This is a genomic window from Prolinoborus fasciculus, from assembly GCF_056724605.1.
The window spans coordinates 1-22,527 of the sequence record NZ_JBWZQN010000059.1 but is presented as its reverse complement, the minus strand read 5'-3'; the positions used below and the strand labels follow the sequence as shown (position 1 = coordinate 22,527).

The 22,527-nt window shown below is 42.0% G+C and carries 20 protein-coding genes, 7 tRNA genes and 1 pseudogene; 18 read left to right on the top strand and 10 right to left on the bottom strand.

The features are described 5' to 3' along the window. Both tnpC and AC1P5O_RS13195 read left to right on the top strand, forming a co-directional pair. On the top strand, positions 1–1,163 hold a 1,163-nt coding region (tnpC, locus tag AC1P5O_RS13200; RefSeq protein WP_499006140.1), incomplete at its 5' end, for an IS66 family transposase. Between the two features lie 370 nt (positions 1,164–1,533). Then, positions 1,534–2,529, top strand: coding sequence for a hypothetical protein (locus AC1P5O_RS13195; protein WP_004729937.1), 996 nt, complete (start codon positions 1,534–1,536; stop codon positions 2,527–2,529). Between the two features lie 97 nt (positions 2,530–2,626). Here AC1P5O_RS13195 and AC1P5O_RS13190 read toward each other — a convergent pair whose 3' ends face one another. Together AC1P5O_RS13190 and AC1P5O_RS13185 are read right to left on the bottom strand one after the other, a co-directional pair. After that, on the bottom strand, positions 2,627–3,040 hold the full coding sequence (locus tag AC1P5O_RS13190; RefSeq protein WP_004729935.1) for a DUF6176 family protein: 414 nt from the start codon (positions 3,038–3,040) through the stop codon (positions 2,627–2,629). Beyond that, positions 3,030–3,893, bottom strand: a complete 864-nt coding sequence (locus tag AC1P5O_RS13185) for a DUF815 domain-containing protein (protein ID WP_318270595.1) — start codon at positions 3,891–3,893, stop codon at positions 3,030–3,032. The genes AC1P5O_RS13190 and AC1P5O_RS13185 overlap by 11 nt, the downstream gene beginning before the upstream one ends. Positions 3,894–4,090: 197 nt before the next feature. On the opposite strand from AC1P5O_RS13185, the gene AC1P5O_RS13180 reads away from it, so the two are divergent. The 9 genes from AC1P5O_RS13180 to AC1P5O_RS13140 all read left to right on the top strand — a co-directional run bounded on the left by AC1P5O_RS13180 (position 4,091) and on the right by AC1P5O_RS13140 (position 7,996). Then, positions 4,091–5,602, top strand: coding sequence for a DUF3336 domain-containing protein (locus AC1P5O_RS13180; protein WP_005262041.1), 1,512 nt, complete (start codon positions 4,091–4,093; stop codon positions 5,600–5,602). After that, positions 5,589–6,410: a protein kinase domain-containing protein gene (locus tag AC1P5O_RS13175; RefSeq protein ID WP_004729931.1), complete on the top strand. Its 822-nt coding sequence runs from the start codon at positions 5,589–5,591 to the stop codon at positions 6,408–6,410. The genes AC1P5O_RS13180 and AC1P5O_RS13175 overlap by 14 nt, the downstream gene beginning before the upstream one ends. 107 nt (positions 6,411–6,517) lie before the next feature. Next, a tRNA-Leu gene (locus AC1P5O_RS13170) sits at positions 6,518–6,602 on the top strand. A gap of 35 nt (positions 6,603–6,637) precedes the next feature. After that, a tRNA-Trp gene (locus AC1P5O_RS13165) sits at positions 6,638–6,711 on the top strand. Between the two features lie 39 nt (positions 6,712–6,750). Then, positions 6,751–6,835, top strand: a tRNA-Leu gene (locus AC1P5O_RS13160). 377 nt (positions 6,836–7,212) lie between these two features. After that, positions 7,213–7,298 (top strand) — tRNA-Leu (locus AC1P5O_RS13155). A gap of 380 nt (positions 7,299–7,678) precedes the next feature. Beyond that, a tRNA-Leu gene (locus AC1P5O_RS13150) sits at positions 7,679–7,763 on the top strand. Positions 7,764–7,798: 35 nt separating this feature from the next. After that, a tRNA-Trp gene (locus tag AC1P5O_RS13145) sits at positions 7,799–7,872 on the top strand. A 39-nt stretch (positions 7,873–7,911) separates the two neighbouring features. After that, positions 7,912–7,996 (top strand) — tRNA-Leu (locus AC1P5O_RS13140). Positions 7,997–8,148: 152 nt separating this feature from the next. Here AC1P5O_RS13140 and AC1P5O_RS13135 read toward each other — a convergent pair. Next, complete coding sequence (locus AC1P5O_RS13135; RefSeq protein ID WP_004280022.1) at positions 8,149–8,352, bottom strand: hypothetical protein; 204 nt, start codon at positions 8,350–8,352, stop codon at positions 8,149–8,151. A gap of 433 nt (positions 8,353–8,785) precedes the next feature. Here AC1P5O_RS13135 and AC1P5O_RS13130 point away from each other — a divergent pair, with 433 nt between their 5' ends. The 3 genes from AC1P5O_RS13130 to AC1P5O_RS13120 all read left to right on the top strand — a co-directional run bounded on the left by AC1P5O_RS13130 (position 8,786) and on the right by AC1P5O_RS13120 (position 9,871). After that, positions 8,786–9,058, top strand: coding sequence for a hypothetical protein (locus tag AC1P5O_RS13130; protein WP_004729928.1), 273 nt, complete (start codon positions 8,786–8,788; stop codon positions 9,056–9,058). A gap of 388 nt (positions 9,059–9,446) precedes the next feature. Further along, entirely contained in the window at positions 9,447–9,653 is a 207-nt protein-coding gene (locus tag AC1P5O_RS13125; protein WP_211100814.1) for a hypothetical protein, read from the top strand. After that, the gene (locus tag AC1P5O_RS13120) at positions 9,608–9,871 is read left to right on the top strand and encodes a GNAT family N-acetyltransferase (RefSeq protein WP_212749801.1); all 264 of its coding nucleotides are present in this window, start codon (positions 9,608–9,610) and stop codon (positions 9,869–9,871) included. Before AC1P5O_RS13125 ends, AC1P5O_RS13120 begins: the two co-directional genes overlap by 46 nt. 429 nt (positions 9,872–10,300) lie before the next feature. Here AC1P5O_RS13120 and gloB read toward each other — a convergent pair whose 3' ends face one another. After that, a complete protein-coding gene (gloB, locus tag AC1P5O_RS13115) occupies positions 10,301–11,035 on the bottom strand; it encodes a hydroxyacylglutathione hydrolase (protein ID WP_004729925.1) in 735 nt (244 codons plus the stop codon). 117 nt (positions 11,036–11,152) lie between these two features. Continuing rightward, complete coding sequence (locus AC1P5O_RS13110; RefSeq protein ID WP_004729923.1) at positions 11,153–11,740, bottom strand: flavin reductase family protein; 588 nt, start codon at positions 11,738–11,740, stop codon at positions 11,153–11,155. Between the two features lie 119 nt (positions 11,741–11,859). On the opposite strand from AC1P5O_RS13110, the gene AC1P5O_RS13105 reads away from it, so the two are divergent. Both AC1P5O_RS13105 and AC1P5O_RS13100 read left to right on the top strand, forming a co-directional pair. Continuing rightward, positions 11,860–12,621, top strand: a complete 762-nt coding sequence (locus AC1P5O_RS13105; protein WP_499006135.1) for a PhzF family phenazine biosynthesis protein — start codon at positions 11,860–11,862, stop codon at positions 12,619–12,621. Between the two features lie 107 nt (positions 12,622–12,728). Then, positions 12,729–15,500, top strand: a complete 2,772-nt coding sequence (locus tag AC1P5O_RS13100) for a M16 family metallopeptidase (RefSeq protein WP_005104475.1) — start codon at positions 12,729–12,731, stop codon at positions 15,498–15,500. A gap of 333 nt (positions 15,501–15,833) precedes the next feature. Here the strand turns inward: AC1P5O_RS13100 and AC1P5O_RS13095 are convergent, their stop codons facing one another. Both AC1P5O_RS13095 and AC1P5O_RS13090 read right to left on the bottom strand, forming a co-directional pair. Further along, entirely contained in the window at positions 15,834–16,898 is a 1,065-nt protein-coding gene (locus AC1P5O_RS13095) for an amidohydrolase family protein (protein ID WP_004729918.1), read from the bottom strand. Positions 16,899–17,015: 117 nt separating this feature from the next. Further along, positions 17,016–17,417 (bottom strand): DUF3144 domain-containing protein, encoded by a 402-nt coding sequence (locus AC1P5O_RS13090; RefSeq protein ID WP_004280011.1) that lies wholly within the window; start codon positions 17,415–17,417, stop codon positions 17,016–17,018. A gap of 102 nt (positions 17,418–17,519) precedes the next feature. Between AC1P5O_RS13090 and AC1P5O_RS13085 the strand changes: the two genes are divergently transcribed. Beyond that, complete coding sequence (locus tag AC1P5O_RS13085; RefSeq protein ID WP_318270623.1) at positions 17,520–18,161, top strand: hypothetical protein; 642 nt, start codon at positions 17,520–17,522, stop codon at positions 18,159–18,161. Between the two features lie 22 nt (positions 18,162–18,183). Here the strand turns inward: AC1P5O_RS13085 and AC1P5O_RS13080 are convergent, their stop codons facing one another. Together AC1P5O_RS13080 and AC1P5O_RS13075 are read right to left on the bottom strand one after the other, a co-directional pair. After that, positions 18,184–19,638: a CYTH and CHAD domain-containing protein gene (locus tag AC1P5O_RS13080; RefSeq protein ID WP_004729914.1), complete on the bottom strand. Its 1,455-nt coding sequence runs from the start codon at positions 19,636–19,638 to the stop codon at positions 18,184–18,186. Between the two features lie 140 nt (positions 19,639–19,778). Beyond that, the gene (locus tag AC1P5O_RS13075; RefSeq protein WP_004729913.1) at positions 19,779–21,236 is read right to left on the bottom strand and encodes a CYTH domain-containing protein; all 1,458 of its coding nucleotides are present in this window, start codon (positions 21,234–21,236) and stop codon (positions 19,779–19,781) included. Positions 21,237–21,565: 329 nt separating this feature from the next. Between AC1P5O_RS13075 and AC1P5O_RS13070 the strand changes: the two genes are divergently transcribed. Then, entirely contained in the window at positions 21,566–21,949 is a 384-nt protein-coding gene (locus AC1P5O_RS13070; RefSeq protein ID WP_005104473.1) for an Mpo1-like protein, read from the top strand. A gap of 467 nt (positions 21,950–22,416) precedes the next feature. Here the strand turns inward: AC1P5O_RS13070 and AC1P5O_RS13065 are convergent. Beyond that, a pseudogene (locus AC1P5O_RS13065) lies at positions 22,417–22,527 on the bottom strand (IS701 family transposase); the annotation flags it as partial.

The following is a 22,527-nucleotide window of genomic DNA, read 5'->3' as shown; positions in this document are numbered from 1 at the left end:
TACGTCGTATCGGCGAAGATATCAGTGAAAAACTGCATTTCAGACCGGCACAGTTCTATAAGGAACAGCATGTGCGTGGCAAATGGGTCTGTGATCAGTGTGACACCCTGACTCAGCAAGCGATGCCCGCCTATGTGATTGATAAAGGCATTGCTTCACCTGAACTGCTCAGCCATGTGCTGGTATCGAAGTATGCCGATCATTTGCCGCTGTACCGTCAGCGCCTGATCTATCAGCGGGCGGGCATTGATCTGTCCAGATCTACTTTATCTGACTGGATAGGTCGCTGCGGTGTAGAACTGGAGCCTCTGGCCAATGCCTTAAAAGAGGTGGTGCTGCAACAGCGGGTGATCCATGCCGATGAAACGCCGGTCACCATCATGCGGATGGGTGATGATGAGAAAAAACCGAAGAAAGGTTATGTCTGGGCCTATGCCACTACACAGTACAATCCAGTTCAAGCGGTGATCTATGACTTTCAGGATAGCCGTTCAGGTCAGCATGCAGAAGAGTTCCTGAATGGCTGGCAGGGCCATCTGGTCTGTGATGATTACAGTGGTTATAAAGCACGCTTTAAATCAGGCGATGTCATTGAGGTGGGCTGCATGGCGCATGCGCGTCGTAAATTCCATGAACTGCATGTGACTGGGAAAAGTCAGATCGCTGAACAGGCATTACTGATGATTCAGAAACTGTATGCGATAGAAGCAGAACTCAGGAAAAAGACCGATAGTACAGCAGAACACCGCCGCGAATACCGACAACAGCACAGCCAACCGGTGATGCAACAACTGTATGAATGGCTCAACCAACATTATCTGACGGTGCCATCGAGTTCTCCAACCGCCAAGGCCATCAATTACAGTCTGAAGCGTTGGCCAGCCTTAAGCCGCTATCTGGATGATGGCAATCTACCCATTGACAATAACTGGGCAGAGAACTCAATGCGTCCCTGGGCATTGGGCCGTAAGAACTGGTTGTTTGCAGGTTCGCTGCGCAGTGGACAGCGAGCGGCAAACATCATGACGTTAATCCAGTCAGCAAAGCTGAATGGGCTGGATCCGTATGCCTATTTAAGTGATGTGCTGAAAAGGCTGCCGACACATAAAGTGACCCAGATTGAAGAGTTACTGCCACACTGCTGGAAACCTGAACCGAATTAAAAAATAGGCATGGGGTTCAGCGGACGCTTACGTTAATCCATCTAATTAAATGCGCTTTAAGTGTGTTGAAAAGTGACTCTGGTAAGGAACAAGATTCAAATAAGCACTTCATTTCTTATGATAATTGTTGTTTGAAATATACATTAAAATTACAGAACCAAAAAATTCTTTGTTTAAAGATAAAGCGCTATCGAAGGATAAAGCTGGCTGCCAAGAAAAAACATTACCGGCAGAAATAGCATTTGAGCTATTCAGTTTCGAGATGGCCAATCTTTAGTGATCACCAAATAAAAATGCAAAGAAATTTTAGGGAATAAATTTTATAAAAAAGCAGATTTCTATCTTTGGACTCGCTCTTGTCTCGGGTTTAATGAGTGCCTGTAGTGGTGGGGGAAGTAGCTCAGACAGTCCTACTGTCACTACACCTCCAAATGTTCCGAAGGAAAGTATTTCCTCTGAGCTTTCAGAGGAATTTGTCCTGCTTGAAGATCAGGACATTGTAGATAAAATTCGCGATAAAATTTCAGGCAATACCAGTAATGATACCGACTATAACGTCGCTCTGGGTCACATGATTGGTGAAGTATTTGCACATTATCCTTATGGGCGTACTGCACGTATCATCAAAATTTATAATCTGGGCATCAATAGTATTAAATATCCAAATCTGATCTGTTCGGAAGTCAATACCACTGGTTCGGTCAAAACCCTGAAATTAAAAACGGATAAAGATAGCTGTGTTATTCTGGACAAGACTTATCGTAAAGGCTCAACCATTACTCAGACGATGAACGGTGATACGACGACTTTAAGCTTTAGCAATGTCCGTTATGGCTCAAATGTAGATTTTAATCTCAAGGACGACTACCTGATTTCTGGCACGATTGTGCATCGTAAAACTAAAAATGAAATGGGTGAATCCGAGTCTTATCAAATCGATCAGTTGGAATTCCAGCGTATAGCCGAGACCGGTCAGGCGGGTACTTCTGGAATCGCGTTTGATACAAAGAGCAAAGAATACCTGCAAGTGCGTAATTATAATTACAGCTTGGTGGATGATTATGGCAGTGGTAGCAATGGGATTCGTACCTTAACCAGTCGTGGCACGATTATCGGTCAGCCTGACCTGGCAGATTATCGTTACAGTTTTAAGTTCAATACTACGACACCATTCAAAATGGATGAAACCGTATTAAATAACTATAAGCATTTACCAAAAGAGGGTGTGCTTAGAATTGATGACAGTTATGATCAGGTGATTGAAGTCAAACAGAACCAGCCTGAATCATTGAAGGTTACTGTTTATTTCAATGGCAGTGAAATTGATGACCTGCTGTGGTCTACCATTATCGGGGATAAACAATAATTTGAGATGTCAAAAAAGCCCCGTATTGCCGGGGCTTTTTTATTTTTTATTAGGTAGTCTTTATTACAAAACTATTTTAAATAGCCGTGCTAATAAATCAGATAGCTGTAGCATCCAATAACAATTCAGCGGAATAAACCGCTTGCCATGACGCTTTAAGCTGTTTGTGCACTTGGTCAATCGGGAAGGTACTGAATTTTGCAATATTTTGCGCTTTTTGAATGTTGTTGGCGCGCATATATGCAATCAAAAAGTCCTGACCATGAAGTTGCAGATAAAACCAGGACTCGACATGAATCTGTTCAGCCTTAAGCGTTTCAATTACTTCGTCTTGACGTGCTTTCAAAGTACGCTGCCAGTCATGAACTTGCTGCATGTGTAAGGGCTTAAGTTGAATGAGAACTGCGCCGACATCCATAATTTTAATTTTCTTTTGAGTATCATTATTATATAAATGATTTATATGAAAAAAGCGACCTGAACCGGTCGCTTTTAAGCTGTTAAGAGGCATTTAGTTGGGTTGAACCAATCCAGTGCTTGGAAAACTGATAGGCAGCACGTCCTGAACGTTGACCGCGTGCCTGACACCAGCGTAGGGCTTCAGCACGGGTTTCTGGCGTGAGTTCCATGCCTGCCTTTTTGAGATAATGTTCTACAATTTCTAAATACAGGTTCTGATCCATTGGATAGAAAGACAGCCATAAACCAAAGCGGTCAGACAGCGAAATTTTCTCTTCAATCGCTTCTTGCGGATGCAATTCGGTATATTGCGGAACATCAACCCGGGTAACCGGGGTGTTTTCATGCATGAATTCGGGTAATAAATGACGACGGTTACTGGTCGCATAAATCACAAAATTGCTGGAACCAGATTGTAAAGAGCCATCTAAAACACTTTTTAAACTGCGATAATTTTCATCTTCAGCATTAAAAGCCAGATCATCACAATAGACAATAAACTTTTCTGGACGCTCTGCAATGAGTCGCTGAATCTGAGGCAGATCAGATAAGTCATCCCGTTCGATTTCAATTAATCGTAACCCTTGATCTGCATACTCGGTGAGTAGGGCACGAACAATGGAGGATTTACCCGTACCGCGTGAACCGGTCAGTAAGACATCATTGGCAGGTAAGCCGTTTAAAAACTGCAACGTGTTCTGGATGACTTTTTCTTTTTGTCGCTCAATCCCTTTTAAATCGGCCAGTTCCATCTGTCTAAGCTGATGAATAGGTTTGAGTTCACCATGTTGCCATTTATAGGCATGAGCAGAAAAATCAGGAATTTGTTTTAGTTCGGGCAGACTTTGCTGAAGTTGCTGCAGAACAGTCGAAAGGGCATTTAAAATATGGTCAGGTAACTCAATTTTCGCCATGATTTAACATTACAGATTTAAAATTATGGCTAAGATAGTACCATTGCAAAATTCACAGTCAAAGCCAGAAAAGTATGATAATTTGCTTAAAGTAGAGAATTTTCGTTATTGTAGAGGATAGAAAATTTGTACACATTTTCTGGCTCTGGGTACGAGCTGTATCAAGAATAAATATAGGGAAAAGGCAGATGCTGTTTAAAGATTTTACTCAGGATATTAATCCACATCAGGCCTATCGTATTAAAAAGCTCAAGCAGCAGCTGCAACAGGCTGAGTCCTATGAGGAATGGAAATATATTGCCCTGAAAATAGATGAAGAATCAGGTGCACAGGAATGGAAATTTGATAACAGTTCACCCTACTTTGATGCAGAAGTGATCGCACATCGTCTGGGTAAATTACGACGCTATCGACAACAAAAGCGCACCCGTGACCTGATGTATATTTTGCGCGAAGGCCTGAGCTACGATATTGCCAACATTGCCCATCCTCTACTGTTTACCGAAGCCTATGTGGGCACTAAAAGAATTATTGAAGATTATGTCGAAGAAGTCAGCCAAGGCTTAGCCTATATTGCTTCAATAGACTGTACCTGTCTCAGTATGGAAGAAAAAATCGAATATTTTCAGCATTGTCAGCGCGCCTATGGCCAGCCAGCCCTGATGTTTTCCGGTGGTTCGACGCTGGGTCTGTTTCATACTGGTGTATGCAAAGCCTTAATGGAGCAGGACTTGTTGCCGAAGGTAATGTCCGGTTCAAGTGCGGGTGCCATCATGACCGCCATGTTAGGTGTATCCAAACCTTCGCAATATATTGATATTTTGAAAGGCCATAATTGCTTTCATGAGGCTTTTCATTTCCGCACCATGAGTGAATTGATGAAAGGTAATGGTGGTCTGGCGGATGTAAAATATCTAAAAAAATTTCTGGTCGAAAATCTGGGTGATCTGACCTTCGAAGAAGCACTCAAAACCTCAGGTCTGCATATCAATATTGCGGTTGCACCTTATGATGCTGGACAGGATGCACGCATTTTAAATGCCTATACTTCTCCGGATTTGCTGGTCTGGAGTGCGGTACTGGCGTCTTGTGCGGTGCCGGTTCTGTTTCCACCGGTTCGTTTGACCAGTAAGCGCTATGATGGTCAATATACGCCTTATATGGGTTCAACCCGCTGGGTGGATGGCAGCGTGCGCAGTGATTTTCCGCAGGAGAAAATGGCACGCCTGTATAATATTAATTATACCATTGCCAGTCAGACCAACCCGCATATCGTGCCATTCATGCAGGATGATATTTCACGTTTCCGTAAAGGTACTTTGAGCTGGCCACAACGAATTGTTCGCCGTCAGGGCGCGGTGATTACCAAAGGAATGATGGATTTCGCCCGGGAACATGCCGGTAGCTTGCCTCCTGTACGCCGTCTACTGGATCATGGCTATGGTGTAGTTGACCAGCGTTATTATGGTGATGTGAATATTGTCGGTAAATATAGCCTACGCCACTATAGCTATATGTTGCAAAATCCGCGGCCGTATCTGTTTAAAATTTTACAGCGTGAAGGGGAGCGGGCTACTTGGCCAAAAATCTCCCTCATTGAGACTCAGGAACGGGTCGGGAAAACTATTCAGCATTGTCTGGAGCTGCTAAATTATCAGCATACACTTAATCCAATACCTGAATACATTGCCACGACTTAATTTAGATCATCTCGATATTTCTGATTTTGAACTACGAACCAAAGCCCGTAGTCTGGGTTTTGGTCGGCGTCTTTATTATGCCAAGGGAAATGCGCTCTGGCTAAAAACCCAGATATCGCATGGATCTGATAGTTTAATATCATCTCCACATGCTGAACTAGGCTGGCAACATGAGCTGGATTTTTATCAGGCTCATGCCAGCTCAGGTGATCTAAATTTTTTCCTTCCACATCAAATTATTCAACAGCCTTTCAAGATCAATCATGAACAATTTGAGCAGGCCTTAATTCTGGTCGATGCGCCGGCGCATTTTCAGATCATGCCGCATCAGCAATCCATCACGCAAATTCGGCAACATTTGCTGCAAGCTGTGGAGCCTTTAATCTGCCTGCAAGAATTGGGTTATTTGCATGCCGATTTAAAGCAGGAACATTTTGCAAATAATCAGGGCAGGGTCTGCCTGCTTGATTTTGAGCATGTCCAAATACTCCATCAGAATGACCTGCATGAACTGAATGCGACACCGCGTTATATGGCGCCGGAACTGTTCCAAGGCCAAGCCAAGAGCCTACAAAGTGAAGTTTATGCTTTGGGTGTTATTTTTTATGAGTGGTTGAGTGGTCAGCGTTTACAGGCGACAGATTATCTGGATTGGGCCTTTTTGCATTGTCAGCGTCTGAAAGTTGAGTTACCGCAGCACTTACAGGCTTTTCAAGGCTTATTAGAAGAAATGTTAAGTAAGCAGAAGCAGCATAGATTGGCCGATTTTCAAGCTGTGAAAGACTACTTAATGACTGAAATTGAATGAGAAAAATACAATAAAACTTGAATTGTTTCTTATTTAATCAAACGAGTGTTTTTTTATGATAAACGGCTTGTCAGCTGGAAATGATCTCTATAATATACACAGCCATTGGGGACGTGGCGAAATTGGTAGACGCACTGGATTTAGGTTCCAGCGCCGCGAGGTGTGAGAGTTCGAGTCTCTCCGTCCCCACCAATCAATATTTGAGTAACTGGATATTGGGTGGAAGTAGAGGATTGGTGTAATGGTAGCATGACGGTCTCCAAAACCGTTCGTCAAGGTTCGAATCCTTGATCCTCTGCCAAAGTTTGAAAAAAATCCAACGCTAAGTTGGTACCCTGATGGGGACGTGGCGAAATTGGTAGACGCACTGGATTTAGGTTCCAGCGCCGCGAGGTGTGAGAGTTCGAGTCTCTCCGTCCCCACCATCATATTAAAGCAAGGCTAATGCCTTGCTTTTTTATTGCCTGAAATTTGAGGGCGGTTTTTTTAGTACCAGATTTTTGCTGTCATGGTTGATGAACATCAATGCGTTTTGGGCTTAAATTATCTAGCGAATGATTGCAAGGGCAGGGCTTTAGTAAATTTCATTGTATTGCTGCAATAATTCATGCGATCTGTATATTCAATAATTTAAATGTTATATGAATCAGTCCCATGGTGTCTATCAATTTTATCTATTGGTCTAAATAGAGCAGTATTTGCTCAATAGTGAATTAACTGATTAATTTTTGATATAAAAGTATTTAGCTTTCTATAGAACTACTTGTGAATCAGGTCTGATCGCTATAATATACACAGCCATGGGGATATGGCGGAATTGGTAGACGCACTGTGTTCAGGTCGCAGCGCCCTCTGGGCGTGAGAGTTCGAGTCTCTCTATCCCCACCATCATATTAAAGCAAGGCGAGTGCCTTGCTTTTTTATTGCCTGAAATTTGGCAAAGCCGTTGTTATTTATGCTGTATTCTATTTTGAGTTCATGCACTGGCTCAGACATTATTTATCAATAATAGTTTCAGCATTCTGAATGTCCATGCTGATCAAGATTAGAAGGTCATTTGAGTTTTAATTTGAAATATTGGAATTGAATCGAAATGATTAAAAATAACGAATGGGCGGTCATATCCTAAAATGAATCAAATTTTCGGCATAAATTTTATAAAAAATTAAAAAATAGAACTAACTGTTTATTTTATGGCGGAATAGACTGTGATCGCTTGTAAAATCGCTTGTCAATGCCGGTCTATCTCTATAATATACACAGCCATTGGGGACGTGGCGAAATTGGTAGACGCACTGGATTTAGGTTCCAGCGCCGCGAGGTGTGAGAGTTCGAGTCTCTCCGTCCCCACCAATCGATATTTGGGTAACTGGATATTGGGTGGAAGTAGAGGATTGGTGTAATGGTAGCATGACGGTCTCCAAAACCGTTCGTCAAGGTTCGAATCCTTGATCCTCTGCCAAAGTTTGAAAGAAATCCAACGCTAAGTTGGTACCCTGATGGGGACGTGGCGAAATTGGTAGACGCACTGGATTTAGGTTCCAGCGCCGCGAGGTGTGAGAGTTCGAGTCTCTCCGTCCCCACCATCATATTAAAGCAAGGCTGATGCCTTGCTTTTTTATTGCCTGAAATTTAGTGAACAAAGAAAAGCCCATCGAAATGGGCTGAATAACTGGAGAATAGCGCTGTTGAATCAGTGGAAAGATTAATTTATTTTTCTGCTCTTAAATAGAAGCTATCAGGCTTTTAAGTGATCTTCAAATTCCTCGCCTAGTTGTAGTGCCAGGGCATTACCTGCCAGATCACAGGTCACCAGGCCATATTCTTTCTTGAAGCTGAAACTGAAACCACGATCATCCGCCAGGGTGCGTACCGAATATCCCAATTTTTCTAACCATAGTCGAAATGCAATCAAATTTTTCGCTTTAACCACTTTTTTCACGAGATCACTCCTTCATCATTGTTAAATCTTAAATAAGGGTGAAAAATTATCTTTTAAAGGGCAAATGCCTTTATTTAAATTAATTTAAATGAATTTGCGTATATAGTGAACATTGGTTGATTAAGAAAAAATCAATTTAAGCGTTAAGTAAATGATTTTTATAATATTGAATAGGTTGTAACTAAATATTAAGTTTTTATAAGTTATAAATTTGGATAATTAATTTTCTAATTCAATAATTTATTAGTGAAACAGGTTGTTTTATAATTTTATCAACCGTATGAAATAGAAAATTTCAGATCTACAATGAGAAAATTAAAATCCAATCGACTTATTTATTAAAAGAATACCAGCTGCTGGTTTTCTGATCTTTAACCTGATTTGCATGCTTTATACTGTCTGAAATGTAATTCTAAAACTGAATACTCGTACCATGACTGAACTGACCATTGAGCACTATGTGAATCAACAAATTGAATTGATGCAGCAGCAGGGACTTGATCCGGTTGCTGTGATGTTGGGACATGAAGACTGGTTGAACTTTAGTGTTCAGTCGAAAGTGGCCTATACGCCTTTTGGCTGTGCCCGTCGTTATCAACCCGCTTTAGGTGGCTTACTACTGGTACGTATTGATGAAATGCAGGCGGTGCGTGTCGTGACTCAAGGTGAACTGGATACTTATGCACAAAGTAACCAGATTCTTTAACATTGCTTCATGCAACACATATGTTGTCAATTCTAGTAAATAGAATCTAAGAACCTGGTTACTGCTATCCTACACATCATCATTCGGGATCCACATAGCCAATGTCACTTTTAAAGTTGAACGACAGAACTAATGTCATGCTCTGAAAGCAGACATTTCTATTTGGGGCTTACAGACCTTACTTCTTGTAATGCCCATTATGTTAAATAAGTTGTAGATTTAGAGATAGTTCTTTTTATAAACATATAGGTGCTGCTTTATAAATTTAGTCTGTAACTCCAATCTAAATTAACTAGACTGATGAGCTGTGGATTTTGAAGTATATGAGCTATTAAAGGCTTTTACCTTATTTCTAATCTAGAGTTGAATTAATTTGGTGGAATAAAAATTGGCAATACAATTAGCAACTGCAAACGATCTTGAATGGATAAATGCTCAGTATCAAAAGATAGATTTTGTTCCAAGCTCTTTAGACAATGAAATTATTGCAATCGTTACTTATAACGATGAGTTGGCAGGGTTGTTTACCTCAATGATGATGAAGTCGAAATTGGGGGAATTTATATACTGGATGAGTTTAGAGGACTATCTCTAGCAAATGAGCTAGTTGGGTACTTAGTAGAAACAGCTAAAAAGAAAAATCTAAAAGAAGTGTATTGCCTGCCATTCGAAGAACTCAGAAATTTTTATGCAAAATTTGATTTTCATGAATTTGAATATGAGGACAGTCAAGTAAATGCAAAAGTATTAGAAAAATTCAAATGGTGTTTAGGTAATTATGAAAAGCAAAGTTTTACTATTGAAGCTAATTAATAATTATTGAGATTTCCTAAAATTAACATAATACACTTCATACGGAATACTTTTTTATTTTATATAAATCATATACTTATATTATTGGTGAAAGCCTAATTCAAGTAAATTGGGCTTTTTTATTCATTTGTTAGGTTCCACGATAATTATTTGAGCAATATTCCGTGAATTTATCCAATTTTAATAAACATCCTACTATTTTTTATAAGTCATTATTTCATGTGTTAGAACTAAAATTAGTTCCTAAAAAATAGGAGACGTGGTTGATCATAAGAAAGGAAAAATGGTACAGAAAGTCATTTTTAAGTGGAAGTTCAACGTGTTCCGATTTGTGTAAAAGTTGTACGTTCCTTTCAATGACATTCTATGCATCGCAAATGACAAATAAGTGAGTCGGCTGAAGCATTGATCTTCAGCTTTGAATCCGGTTTAAAATTGATCTTTCAGGGTTCTTAAACGCTGAAATTCTTCCACGCTTTCTGCACGCAGAAAAGGATTGGTTTGCAATTCATCTTCAATACTACTTGGCAGCGTGCACTGGCCTAGCATACGTAAACGCTCGATCTGCTCGAAGCGTTCCAGAATTTCAGGATTATCTGGTTCGACGTGTTTGGCAAACTGGGCATTCGATAATGTGTATTCATGGGTGCAATACACTTGTGTGCGCGGCGGCAAGGCAGCCAGACGGGACAGTGAATGATACATCTGTTCAAATGTTCCTTCAAAAACTCGGCCACAGCCCATGGCAAATAAAGTATCCCCGCAGAACAGCACATCAATTGCATCAATAAAATAAACGATATGGCCGAGTGTATGCCCGGGTACAGCAATCACCTGGATATCTATTCCATGAAAATTAAACTGTTCTTCATGCTCAAGCGGATGGGTGATAAAGGGAATTTTGCTTAGTTCTGCTCGTGGGCCATACACGGGCAGATTTTGTTCCTGGATCAGCCCCGGCACACCGCCAATATGATCTTTATGCCAGTGAGTCAGCCAGATTTGACTTATGGTTAGACCGTGTTCAGCACAATAGTCTTGTACCAATTCTGCTTCGGTTGGATCAATCACGGCCACTTGATGCGACGCAGTATGTTCAAGCAACCAGATATAATTTTGCAGTGAATTCTGGACATCAATACAGTGAATTTTAAAAGGCATCATAGCGCATCACATCAAATGAAGATTAAAGATAAAGTAGCATAATTTCGCATGCTCTGGGGCTGGTTGATATCATCTGATCATCCGCGATTATTTTCATTTATCCTAAATTTGAAAAATTTATGATGCTGGATCATCAATGCTTACAGCATTGCCGATGGTATAAAAATGCCCGCCGGCTACATGATGAATACTTTTCCATTCTTCATCCACTTCATGATAATGCCAGTGGCCGTCGCGGAAGACCCGATCATCGGCATAGGCTGCAATCACCTTGCCTATAAACAGGTCATGCATTTGCTGGTTATGCGGCTCAGGAATCAGCTCGCAGAGTATCCAGGCCGCACAGCCTTGTACTACAGGAATATCAGCATCAGGAAAATGAAATAGTTCTACTCCGGATTGTGCCAGTTTGTCCGGCACATCATGCAAGCTCTGCGTACCCAGACGATAGACCATATTCAGTTGTTTCAATGTTGGAATTTGCAGCGCGAAATAACCTGAATTTTCAATAATATTTCGGGTTTTGGTGCTTTTATCCAGAACCACAGTCACTTTTGCGGGGCTGAATTCCAATGCGCATGCCCAGGCTGCTGCCATAACATCTGTATCCTGCTGATCTTGAGCAGATACCAGTACAGTAGGGCCATGGGTAATCAGACGATAAGCTTTTTCTAAGGGAACACTTTGAATATGGGAGTTTATCATGCAGCACCATTTGGTCTATTTATTTAATAGGCTAGATTAATGAGATCATTAACATATTCAAGTTCATTCTTGCAAAAAAGCTTTTAAACTAGAGATCGTTATATTCAGGAATTCAAACAATGAAAATGTACCAGGTCGATGCGTTTACCACGGAACTGTTTAAAGGCAATCCCGCAGCCGTGATTGTGCTGGATGAATGGCTCGAAGATGGTTTGATGCAAAATATCGCCTTGGAAAATAATCTGTCTGAAACAGCTTTTGTTAAAGTTATCGATAGCGATAATTATGCGATCCGCTGGTTTACGCCAACTAAGGAGGTGGATTTTTGTGGTCATGCGACATTGGCCAGCAGCTTTGTACTATTCAATCAATTTGATACGGGGAAAACGATTCATTTTCATGTAAAAGATTTAGGCATTTTTGTAGTCAATCAGGATGCGGATAGCAAGATCAGAATGAATTTTCCAATCCGTCGTGCAGAGCCCGTTGCTGAATATCCTGAAGCTTTAAGACAGGCCCTGAATAAACCGTTTAAACAGGTTTATCTGAACGCGCAGGGCTATATTATTGAATATGAATCGGTACAGGATGTGCTGGATGAAACACCTGATTTTGAACTGTTAAAACAGTTGAATGGCAAGCGTACAGCAATTACTGCTCAAAATACCGGCAGAGTAAAACTTGAAGTGCGCCGCTGTGGGCTGAGAAACTCGGTAAAAATGAACTGGTCGCCTATCAGGCATCAGCGCGTGGTGGGGTGTTGTATTGTGCCTTGCAAGATCAGGAACGAATTGAAATTTCAGGTTACGGCAAGCTATATATGCAGGCTGAAATTTATCTATAATTTTTATAATTACATAGATCTACATGTCGTCAGGTGAGGCGGCATGTTATTTTGATGGTTCGGCTTGGAATAGATTATTCAGAAAAAGAATCATTCTCTAAGATGGGCGCGAATAAAAATTTATATTTATAATTTGGATGAAGAATGTTGCTACGTTATAAAAATTTAAGTCTGGCTATTGTATTGTCTGGCTGTAGTGTACTAAGTTTTGCACAGCCTGTTTTGGTGAAAACGGAACAGAATATTGAAGAATACCGACTGGATAATGGACTGCGCATTATCCTGGCACCGAATGATAAAGAAAATAAAGTTTTTATGAATACGGTCTATCTGACCGGTTCCCTGAATGATCCTCAGGGCAAGGGCGGACTGGCCCATCTGCTGGAACATTTGGCCTTTAAAGGCACAGAAAATGTCAAAGGGGATGAATTCCAGCGTCGACTGGATCAATATACCTTGATGACTAATGCCAGTACCGACTATTACTCGACCAAATATACCAATGTGATCCGTCCTGAAAAAACTGCGCTGAGTGAAGTCATTTTTCTCGAAGCCGAACGCATGGACAAGCTGGTGCTTCAGGAAAAATATGTACCGACTGAAATTGATATTGTAAAACGCGAGCGTGAAATTCGTCTGGATCAGCCATTTTCAGTATTGATCGATCAGGTGTTTAAATCTGCTTATGGCAATCAGTATTTAGGCCGTTTGCCGATTGGTGACCTAAATGAGCTGCAATCCATCAATATGCAGGAGCTGAACCGTTTTTACCGTCAATGGTATGCACCGAATAATGCCTTTGTGGTCATTTCGGGCAAATTTGATAATGCCGAAGTCTTAAAACAGCTGGATACGCATTTCAGTCCGATTCAATCCCGAAATGTACCAGCGCAAGTGAAAGTCCCAGCGCTTAAACCAGAGCAAATCAAACAGCGTGAATTTACAGTAAAGAAAGGCAGTGATCTGGCCAAGTTTAATCTTTATTTGAATCAATCCGAAGAAAGCATTAAAACGGCTTTGGCTGTTTCGCCAACGCTCTATACTTTGCAGCCAAGTGGACATCTCTATCAGAATATGGTGGAAACTGGGAAGTCAACAGCGGTGCAATCCAGTACCTGGCTGGATAAAGACTTTAATCTGGTGTTTATGGGAGCAATCTATGCTCCGAATCATCAGGCACAGGATATTGAAAAGGGGCTGATCCAAGGCGTAGAAAAGAGCCAGCCATTTACCGAAGCAGAATTAAACCGGGCTAAAAATCTGACCCGAAATCAGGCCGACAATATTAAAAATAGTGCGACTGCTTTAGGTTCACGTTTAAGTGATTATGCAGTGGCGTATTCGGGTGACTGGAGCCAGTATTTTAAAGATCTGAGCGCGATTCAAAACCTGAATGTGAATCAGGTCAATCAGGTCTATAAGAATTTTTTAAAACCTGAATACCGGATTTCTGGCAATATTTTACCTACCCCGGAAGATCAGAAAAAAGCGCAGGAACTGGCACAAACAGAAGCACCGGCAAAAACTCTGGATCAACAGACTGAAGCAGAAGAGCCACTGAAAGATGTCAGTGTTTATCAGGCTGAAGTGAAGCAATATGTCCAGGAATCCAAACAGTATTTGTACAGTAAAGACAAACAGATTCAGCGTGGCAAGTTGAAAAATGGCATTAAATACGCGTTGTTTCCGACGACTACCCGCGATGACAAGGTTTATGCCACAATTTCACTGGATTTTGGTACTGCACAAAGCCTGATGAATAAAGGCGAGATTCTGGATCTGACCGCTTATTTAATGTTGCGCTCATCGAAAACTCAAAGCTTGCAGCAGATTGCCGATAAAATTATTGAAGTAGGTGGTTCGGCAACTGCCGGTGCATCCGGCAATGGCCTGACCTTGCAGATCAGCGCCAAAAAAGAAAAGTTTGAGGAGTTTTTCCAGTATGTGGTTGATGTGCTGAAAACGCCGGCATTTGAGCAAAGTCAGTTTGATTTAATCAAGGGGCAGACTTTATCCAGTCTGGATCGTCCTTATACTGAACCAGATACCGTGTCGAGCTTGACGATGGCTCGAACGATCGAGATTTATCAGCCTGGCGATCTGCGTTTTCATTTCGAGCCGGAATTGGCCAAAAAACAGTATCAGAAAGCGACTCGCGAACAGGTTATGGCACTGTATCAGCAGTTTTTAAAAACCCAGCATGCGCAAATAGCGGTTACGGGCGAATTTAATCCGAAATCGATGCAAAATGTACTGAAAAACAGTTTTTCAGACTGGAAAGCTGCACAGCCTTATGAGCGTCTAAAATCGGAATATCGAAGCTACCCAGCCCAGAAAATTCATGCTTTGTCTGAGCAGCGTGAATTCGGGAGTTATCAGGCATTTATGAGCATGCCGGTCGGTGCTGATCATGCCGATGCACCTGCATTACAGGTATTTCGATATATTCTGGGTGATTCACAGCTGTCGTCACGACTGGCACAAGAGTTACGCGAGAAAAATGCACTAGTCTATGGTTTTAGTGCAGATGTGCAACTCGATGAATGGGCAGATGTGGGTGCAATGATGATTAGTGCCAATTATACGGCTGGAAAATCCGCACAGGTTTCTCAGGCAGTGCATAAGGTACTGAATGAACTGCTGACACGTGGCGTGACTGAACAGGAAGTGGAAGCGGCAAAAGCCAGTATCTTGAAACAGCGTTTAACTGCACTCGAGGATGATCGTCGTATTCACACTATGTTGATCCCACAGCTGGAAAAAGACCGTAATCTGGTTTACCGGGAAAAACGTGATCAGGCGATTGCTCAACTGAGCAAAGCCGATATTGATGCCATGATCAAAAAATACATCAAGCCGGACCAGCTGGTGGAAGTGATGGCTGATCAGTACGGTAAGCAAGTTAAAACATCGTAGTGTTGATAAAAAATCCCCTCAAGTGAGGGGATTTTTTTATTTTAGTTTTATGCTCTAGGTTGCTCTATGGCTAAAAATAATCCCTCCGATTATGCCCGCAAGGATAGATAGGGGCAGACTCCAAACAGATACAATAAGAAAAAAAATCAATATTCCACAGCCAATCAAAGCTGAAACGAAAGCAATATCTTGATCAAAAGAATGATGGATCACCATTTGATAATAATAAGACGTTATCCAGCTTGAAATAATAGTGAGTAAAATACATAGTCCTTTGCCTGAAGGCGTATTTAGACTGGAATCTGTTATCCAACTTAGCATGTCCTCATCTACTCAAAGTCGATAAAAACGTTTAGCATTTTCATAAAAAATCGACTTTAAGGCATTTTCATTGTAGTCCTGCACAATATCGCTAAAGGCATCAATAATGTTGGTGAGTGAGCTACTGACACTGTCCATTGGAAAGTTGGATGCAAACATCACGCGCCCAGAACCAAAACAGTCTAAAGTATGCTGGATCACGGGTGCGGCACGTTCCACTAATTCCTGTTTACTTGCCAGCCGTTTCTGCGTGTGAAAATCATGTCCCAAGACTGGCATAAACAGACCAGACATTTTGGTCGATACATTTTTGCATTCGGCCAGTTCTGCCAACTGATCTTTCCAGTCCGCAAATATCTGGGTGCGATCTTGTTCGGTCTTGCCTGTAGCTTTGCCCACTTTGCCAAATAAACCTGCGGGCGTACCCAGATGATCCAGCACAATAGGGGTGTTTGGAAAGGCTTTGGCCAGCGCAGTAACATCCGCAATCTGGGTAGAGTACACCCAGGCATCAAAGCTTAAATCTTGCCTGGCCAGTTCTTCAAAGCCCTTCAGGAAATCTGTGTTGCGATAGAGATGCGGTTCATCGGTCCAGGCATGAATCCCTTTATCTGGATGTACTGCAGCCATTTTACGGATGCCCCGAAACTTGGGAGAAGCTTCGCGATGCAATTGAATCAACTGTTTAAAATTTTTCTGCCGCGGATCCGCCGTGGCGACAATTCCACCCAATTGGATAATGTGCTGATCAAAAGGAAGCCCAGCGATAAAACGGGTTTCATTTACCACCCCCGTACCTTTATGGTCATGCCAGCTGGCTTCAACATGCACAATCTGCTCTATTTCATAATGTCCTGCATCTTTCTTGTAATTTGCAGGCAGATAAGGTGCAGTCAGGTGCTGAGTCAGGCCAATGGTCTCAATGACGTCTTTGGGTTTTAACAGTCTTTCCATTTTGTCCAGCAGTCTGGGATGTTTGCCAAACAGCTTGACCGCGAGCGCTGCCGCGTGTGGGGTGTTGTACGGATCCCATTGGTGAATATGTGGGTCAATGATCTGGAAGGGAAGTTGCTGCATGCTATACGTTATTTTAGTTTATTTATTATTCAACTTATATAGGATAAAAATCATTTCAAAGTCAATATAGTAAATCACGGCAAATAAAAAAGCCCCGCGGGGCTTTTCGTATTTTAATCAATGATCGTGCTTGTGATCATGGTTATGCTTGTTGGCATGAAACTCTTCATTGTGACGGAAACGCAAATAGTTTTCGAACTGTTCACAGTATTCATCATAGTTATCTTCCAGCATCATTTGAAATTGCTGCAAGATATAAGACATGACCTGATCTTTGGCATCACGCATTTCATTGCCATCTTTAAAGTTATTCGCTGCCACCCAGGTATTGAAACGGGCAGTACCAAATAACATCGCCGCACTGACTTGACCGCGCTTATCGCTCGGTTTTTCCTGTGAACCTTTTTCTACGCGACAAAACTCGTTGGCTTGTTGAATAAATTCATCAGCACGTTCAAAGAATGCCGCATTTAACGCTTCTTCTTCGGTTACATCGGTTGCTTCAATCTTTTGAACCATGAATTTGTTCCTAACACTAAAATCTCAATCGTTAATTATAGGCAAAGCCTTGCAGAAACTAAACCTTTGCCTTAATCTAAAAAATAGCCTAAGCATATAAAAGTGAATGCCATGCAGGATGCGATTGCAGTACAAAGCCTAAAAAGTGATATTGCCTTATTGCGCCAGAATATTTGGCCACCGGCAAATCTAGCCAATGTTGAAGGCTTGCCGATTTATTATGGCAGCCAGTCACAGGTAGATGAATACTATAGCCAGTGGCTCGGGCTGATTGAAAGGGCACAGGATCTGTTTCAGCCTTTTATGGAAGATGAAATCTTGGATGCGATCCATCTGCCGAGTCATTTAAACTTGCCGCTGTTTTATTTTCATGTTGACCGGATTCGCATTAATAAAACCCGCGCCAAGGAATCCAAAACTTTTCGTGGGGTCGCCAGCCTGATCGAAAAATGCGGCCAGTTCGAACCCGAGCAGATTGCAGCCATGCGGCAGTGGCTTGATAGTGACGATACTGCAGCTTTGGTGGCACACCGTGAATTTGTGGATTTACGCACTTATGTGTTTCAGCATGGCCAGAGCGAATATACGCGCACCCGTTTTTATGTGAATGGGATTGTGCTGAGTGTTGAGCCACATTTTGAACTGGTCGATGCACGCGATAAGCCACGCAAGCAACGCAGCGACAGTTATAACGATCCTCTGGCAGACAATAATATCTGGAAAGTATTCGGCAAATATCGCTAGCACAGTTTGACCAAGCCCGGTCTTACCAGAAGGGCTTAGTATTTTCTGCAAACTGCTGTAAACGCTCTGCTGCTTCGTTCGACAAACGCTGCTGTTCCGCACTTATCCAGCCTAGCACAAACCAGGCCTTGGCCTGTTGTTTGACATAAGGTCTAAATAATTCGTCTGCAACAAATAGGTCGTTATAATGCCCAAGGCTTTCTTGCAAGGGTTTTAAGGCTTTTAAATAAGCTTTAACCTCTTTTTCAGGAAACAGGCTTTGCAAGAATTCTACGTTATAGCGTAAGCGTTTGACCCGTTTGCGTGTCCGATGCCGGGATTCAATATCCAGTTCTTGATAGTTCTCGGCATCCTGACAGATTTGCTGGTGCAGCTTGCTCAGGCCTTTACACAAAATCTTATGTGAAGACTTGGCTTTGTTATCCGTTTTTTCTTGGCTAAAGCTGAACAGTTGCAGCATTAGTTCTACGGTAGCAGGACTTCTGAACAGCACACTGATATCTGGCTGTTTTTGTCGGTGTGGGGGTAATTTCAGTAAGGGGGAACCTGCTTTTTCCAGTTGTGGAATCAGGCTTTCTGCCAAGGCATCGCGATCTCGGGTAGAACCCAGTTGCTGAAAAATATCCCGCAGCTGTTCCGGCCATTCTGGCTGCACATGCTCGGTCACGGACTGGAAAATTTTAAATGCGCTGCGCAAACGCCGAATCGCGACACGTGCCTGATGCACATGATCACTATTATAATTTTCGGCAGCAATCGCCATCGCATTTGGGAAAAGATGAGCCAAACAATTGACGACAATCTTTTGCAAAATCGTAATGATCTGATCTTTCTGTTCAAGCACTAAGGGAAGCTGATGCTGAACCGGCAGATTCTCTTCACCATGTAATAAGGCATAACCGCGTTCGGATTTACTCCGTGTATCCAGCCACAAAGCATAACGCTGAACCCAGGGCTGAATGAAATCAATCAATTCACTCAGCTGGCCGGATTTAAGCTCAAATTCGACTTCATAAATATCGATGGCTTGATCATTGTGTCGAATTTCTCCGACATCAAAGGCAATTTCAATCTTACTGTCCAGATGACTTTCTGTGAGTACATACCGTACGACATCTGTTTCAAATTGCAGAATAAGCGGTGTCTCCAGATCACCGAGCGCCTGTTTCAGGATTTTTTTGGCCGGTTTATGTTTGCGATATAACTGAAAATCACAATGTTCCGGAGGACTTTTTAATTCATGCTCAAGTTCAAAACGTTCAAATTGTTGTTCAGTCGCTGCTTTCAGGGTTTGAATCCATTGCTGGCCTTCCAGACGTTGCCGCAGGGCAATCTGATGTTGTTGTAATTGTTGCGCTTCAGTATCAAAGTAGCGTGCACACAGACGATGCCGAGTCGGCTGAAGTTTCTGGATGTCCTGTTCAAATTGCACACGAGACTGTGGCGGAATCTGGAATTTGAGTTCTATTTCTGCCATCGGGTCATTCCTCCGCGATGTTGGTTTTATAGATTAATATAGCCCAAAGATCGGCAGGGGTGTGATGTGCTTCTGCAACAAAAAAGCACGCCAGAGAAGGCGTGCTTTGAGTTTTTCTTGTGATATTTATTTCAATATTTTTATTTCAGGAATTTACGACTGACCAAGAACTGTTCGGTCGCTTCAAGCAGTTTCTGCGCATAGACTTCCTGCTTGGCGGTCAGCCAGCCCAGCACAAACCAGTCACTTGCTTCCAGCTCGGTCTGCTGAATATAAACTGCAGAAGAGGCCAAAGTTTGATATTCACTGGCTGCCAGTTGAGCATCGTTCAGCGCTTTGCTGTATTTCTGCAAATTTTTGACATCATAGATCGTGGTTAAAATCGGAAAGCTGAATTTGAGCTCCTGAATCCGGCCCGACAATTGATCCAGACTTTCAAAATCAGTGATATCGGTCTGGTTCATTTGTTCCTGCAAAGCTTTATATTGCTGTTGCAAGGTAGTTTGAGCAGCAGTTTTCAAGTCCAGCGAGGCATGCTCATTTTCATTTAAACTGAACATCAGTAATTCCAGATAATGATGCACATTCTGGGTAGATTTGACCAGATTACCGAGTTTCTCCTGCGCATACAGAATATCTTTGCTCAGGTTTTCTGCCGTGGTGGGATTTTGCAGGAAACCGGCCAAGCTGTTTTGCATATGCTGTAAATGTTGCAAATGTTCAAATTGCTGCTTAAAGGCCGCCAGTTGATGTGCCCATTTGTCCGAAAGCTGTGGATGCCAGTCTTTGAACAGCAGCAAGGTCAGATATAAGTGATCCAGTGCCAGTCGTGCCTGATCAATATGTTCCTGCTCTGCTACCTGAGCTGCAATCGCCGCGATATTCGGCAATAAATGCTGCATCTGCTGTGCAATCAGACTGCACATGGTTTTACTGGCGCTGTCTTTTTTGCTGATCTGAAATTCTTTGCTAAGGGTCGCAGGACTGACGCGCTGTGAAGTGGCCAATAAATTGCCTATTTCGGCCTTACTACGTACATCGAGCCAGAGCTGGTATTTCTTGACCCATTCAAAACTGAAGGCCAGCAGATGTTGAATTGAACCATTTTTTAGTTCGAACTCGACTTCATGTACTTCTTGCTCAGCATCCTGTGTGCGGATCTGTCCAATATCCAGGCTGACTTCGATCTGGGTATCTTCATAGTCAATCACTCTTAACGTACGGGCAATATCGGTTTCAAACTGGAGTTGGAGCTGGTTGAACTGATTGCTGAGCGCATTGCTGAGAATTGCCCCGGCTTCTGGAAATTTTTTATAAATATCTAAATCCAGTTCAGGAGATGCGGTTAATTCCCCTAGATCATGATTATGTTCAAAGCGTTCGATGTGGCTTTTCCCGGCCGCTTTTAGTGTTTGCACCCAACGTGTACCTTCCAGACGCTGACGCAGTGCCACCCCATGCCGGGCCAGTTGACGGTCGGTAGTATCATAATATTTGGCTTGAAGCTGGATCTGTTGAGACTTTTTCGGATCAAGTGCCTTGAGCAGCGCAGTGCGTCGTGCCACAGGAATTTGGAACTTGAGTTCAACTTCAACCATGATGATCATCCTATCTGTTCAGTGCAATTAAGTACTGAATCTTCACTTGAATAAGGTTTTAAAATGAGGCGGACAGCAGCCGCAATTATATTTTTAGATTTGTGCGCAGCAGATTGTAACCAAAATCAAAATGCATGTAAGACTTGACTGAGCATAAAAAGCTTAAACAGAAGTTTGAAACTTAGATTTCATCGGTTCATTTTAGGCTAAAACGATCGGATTCAGGCCTTCATGGGGATGTGCAAGATGCATTGAAGCGCGCATCAAAAGGCTGTTATTTGGCTAAAATATACGCTAAGGTAAAACAAAAAACGTCAGGATGATGACAGATGAATGTACAAGTACAACCAGAAAGTAAGAATGAGGTGATGGTTCAGCCCCAGATGCCGATTAAGAACTATCATGAATTTTATCGCTTCTATTTGACTGAGCATCGGCATATTATTAGCCGCCGTCTGCACGTGGCCGGCAGTAGCATCGGTTTATACTGTTTTGCCAAAGCCATTCGTCAAGGCAAGCCGCGATATTTTGCATATGGTTTACTCTCGGGCTATGCCTGTGCCTGGGTCGGTCATTTTATCTTTGAGCGCAATAAACCAGCCAGCTTCAAACAGCCTGTATATAGCTTTATCTCGGACTGGCGCATGTTTGCCGATGTCCTGCGTGGTAATATCAGTCTGATCGACCTTAAATACGATAAAATTTCCAGTTAAGCCAGAATGACTTTTATCGGAATGTGCCCACTTAAAGCATGAAATTTCGATAAAAGCCTTGCAAGTCTAGAATTATTATTCTAATAATTATGGTATTGCAGATTAGGTTTTTTGATCAACCATTATATTTTAATTAATACATCAGTTTTCCAAGCCTGGAGCGACCTTCTCCGGGCTTTTTTTATGCCTGTTTGCTACCAATAAATGTTCAAGATTTTGCTCATGCTATTGTGTAAATATTCATAGAAGAATTCATGTGGATTTGTGCTGAAAGTAAAAGATCCTTTCTGGCTTTGAAAGGTTTCCCCACAAACGAATGACTCAAAACCAGAAAGGATCGGGTATTACCAACACAGGTATTTATTTTTCTGTTTATTTTCTGTGTCTAAGGCTATTTAAGACGCTTCGTGCCGATTGGGCTATCCCTGAAAATGGGTATTTTTAATATTAATAGGACTTACGCACTGTTATTTATAGACTCTCTGTGGTAGCAGATGATTTTTATCGAGAATAAAGTCATCAATGAAGTTTTTGATAATTGGTCTAAATAATTTCTTCTGCCAACGATATACATTTTC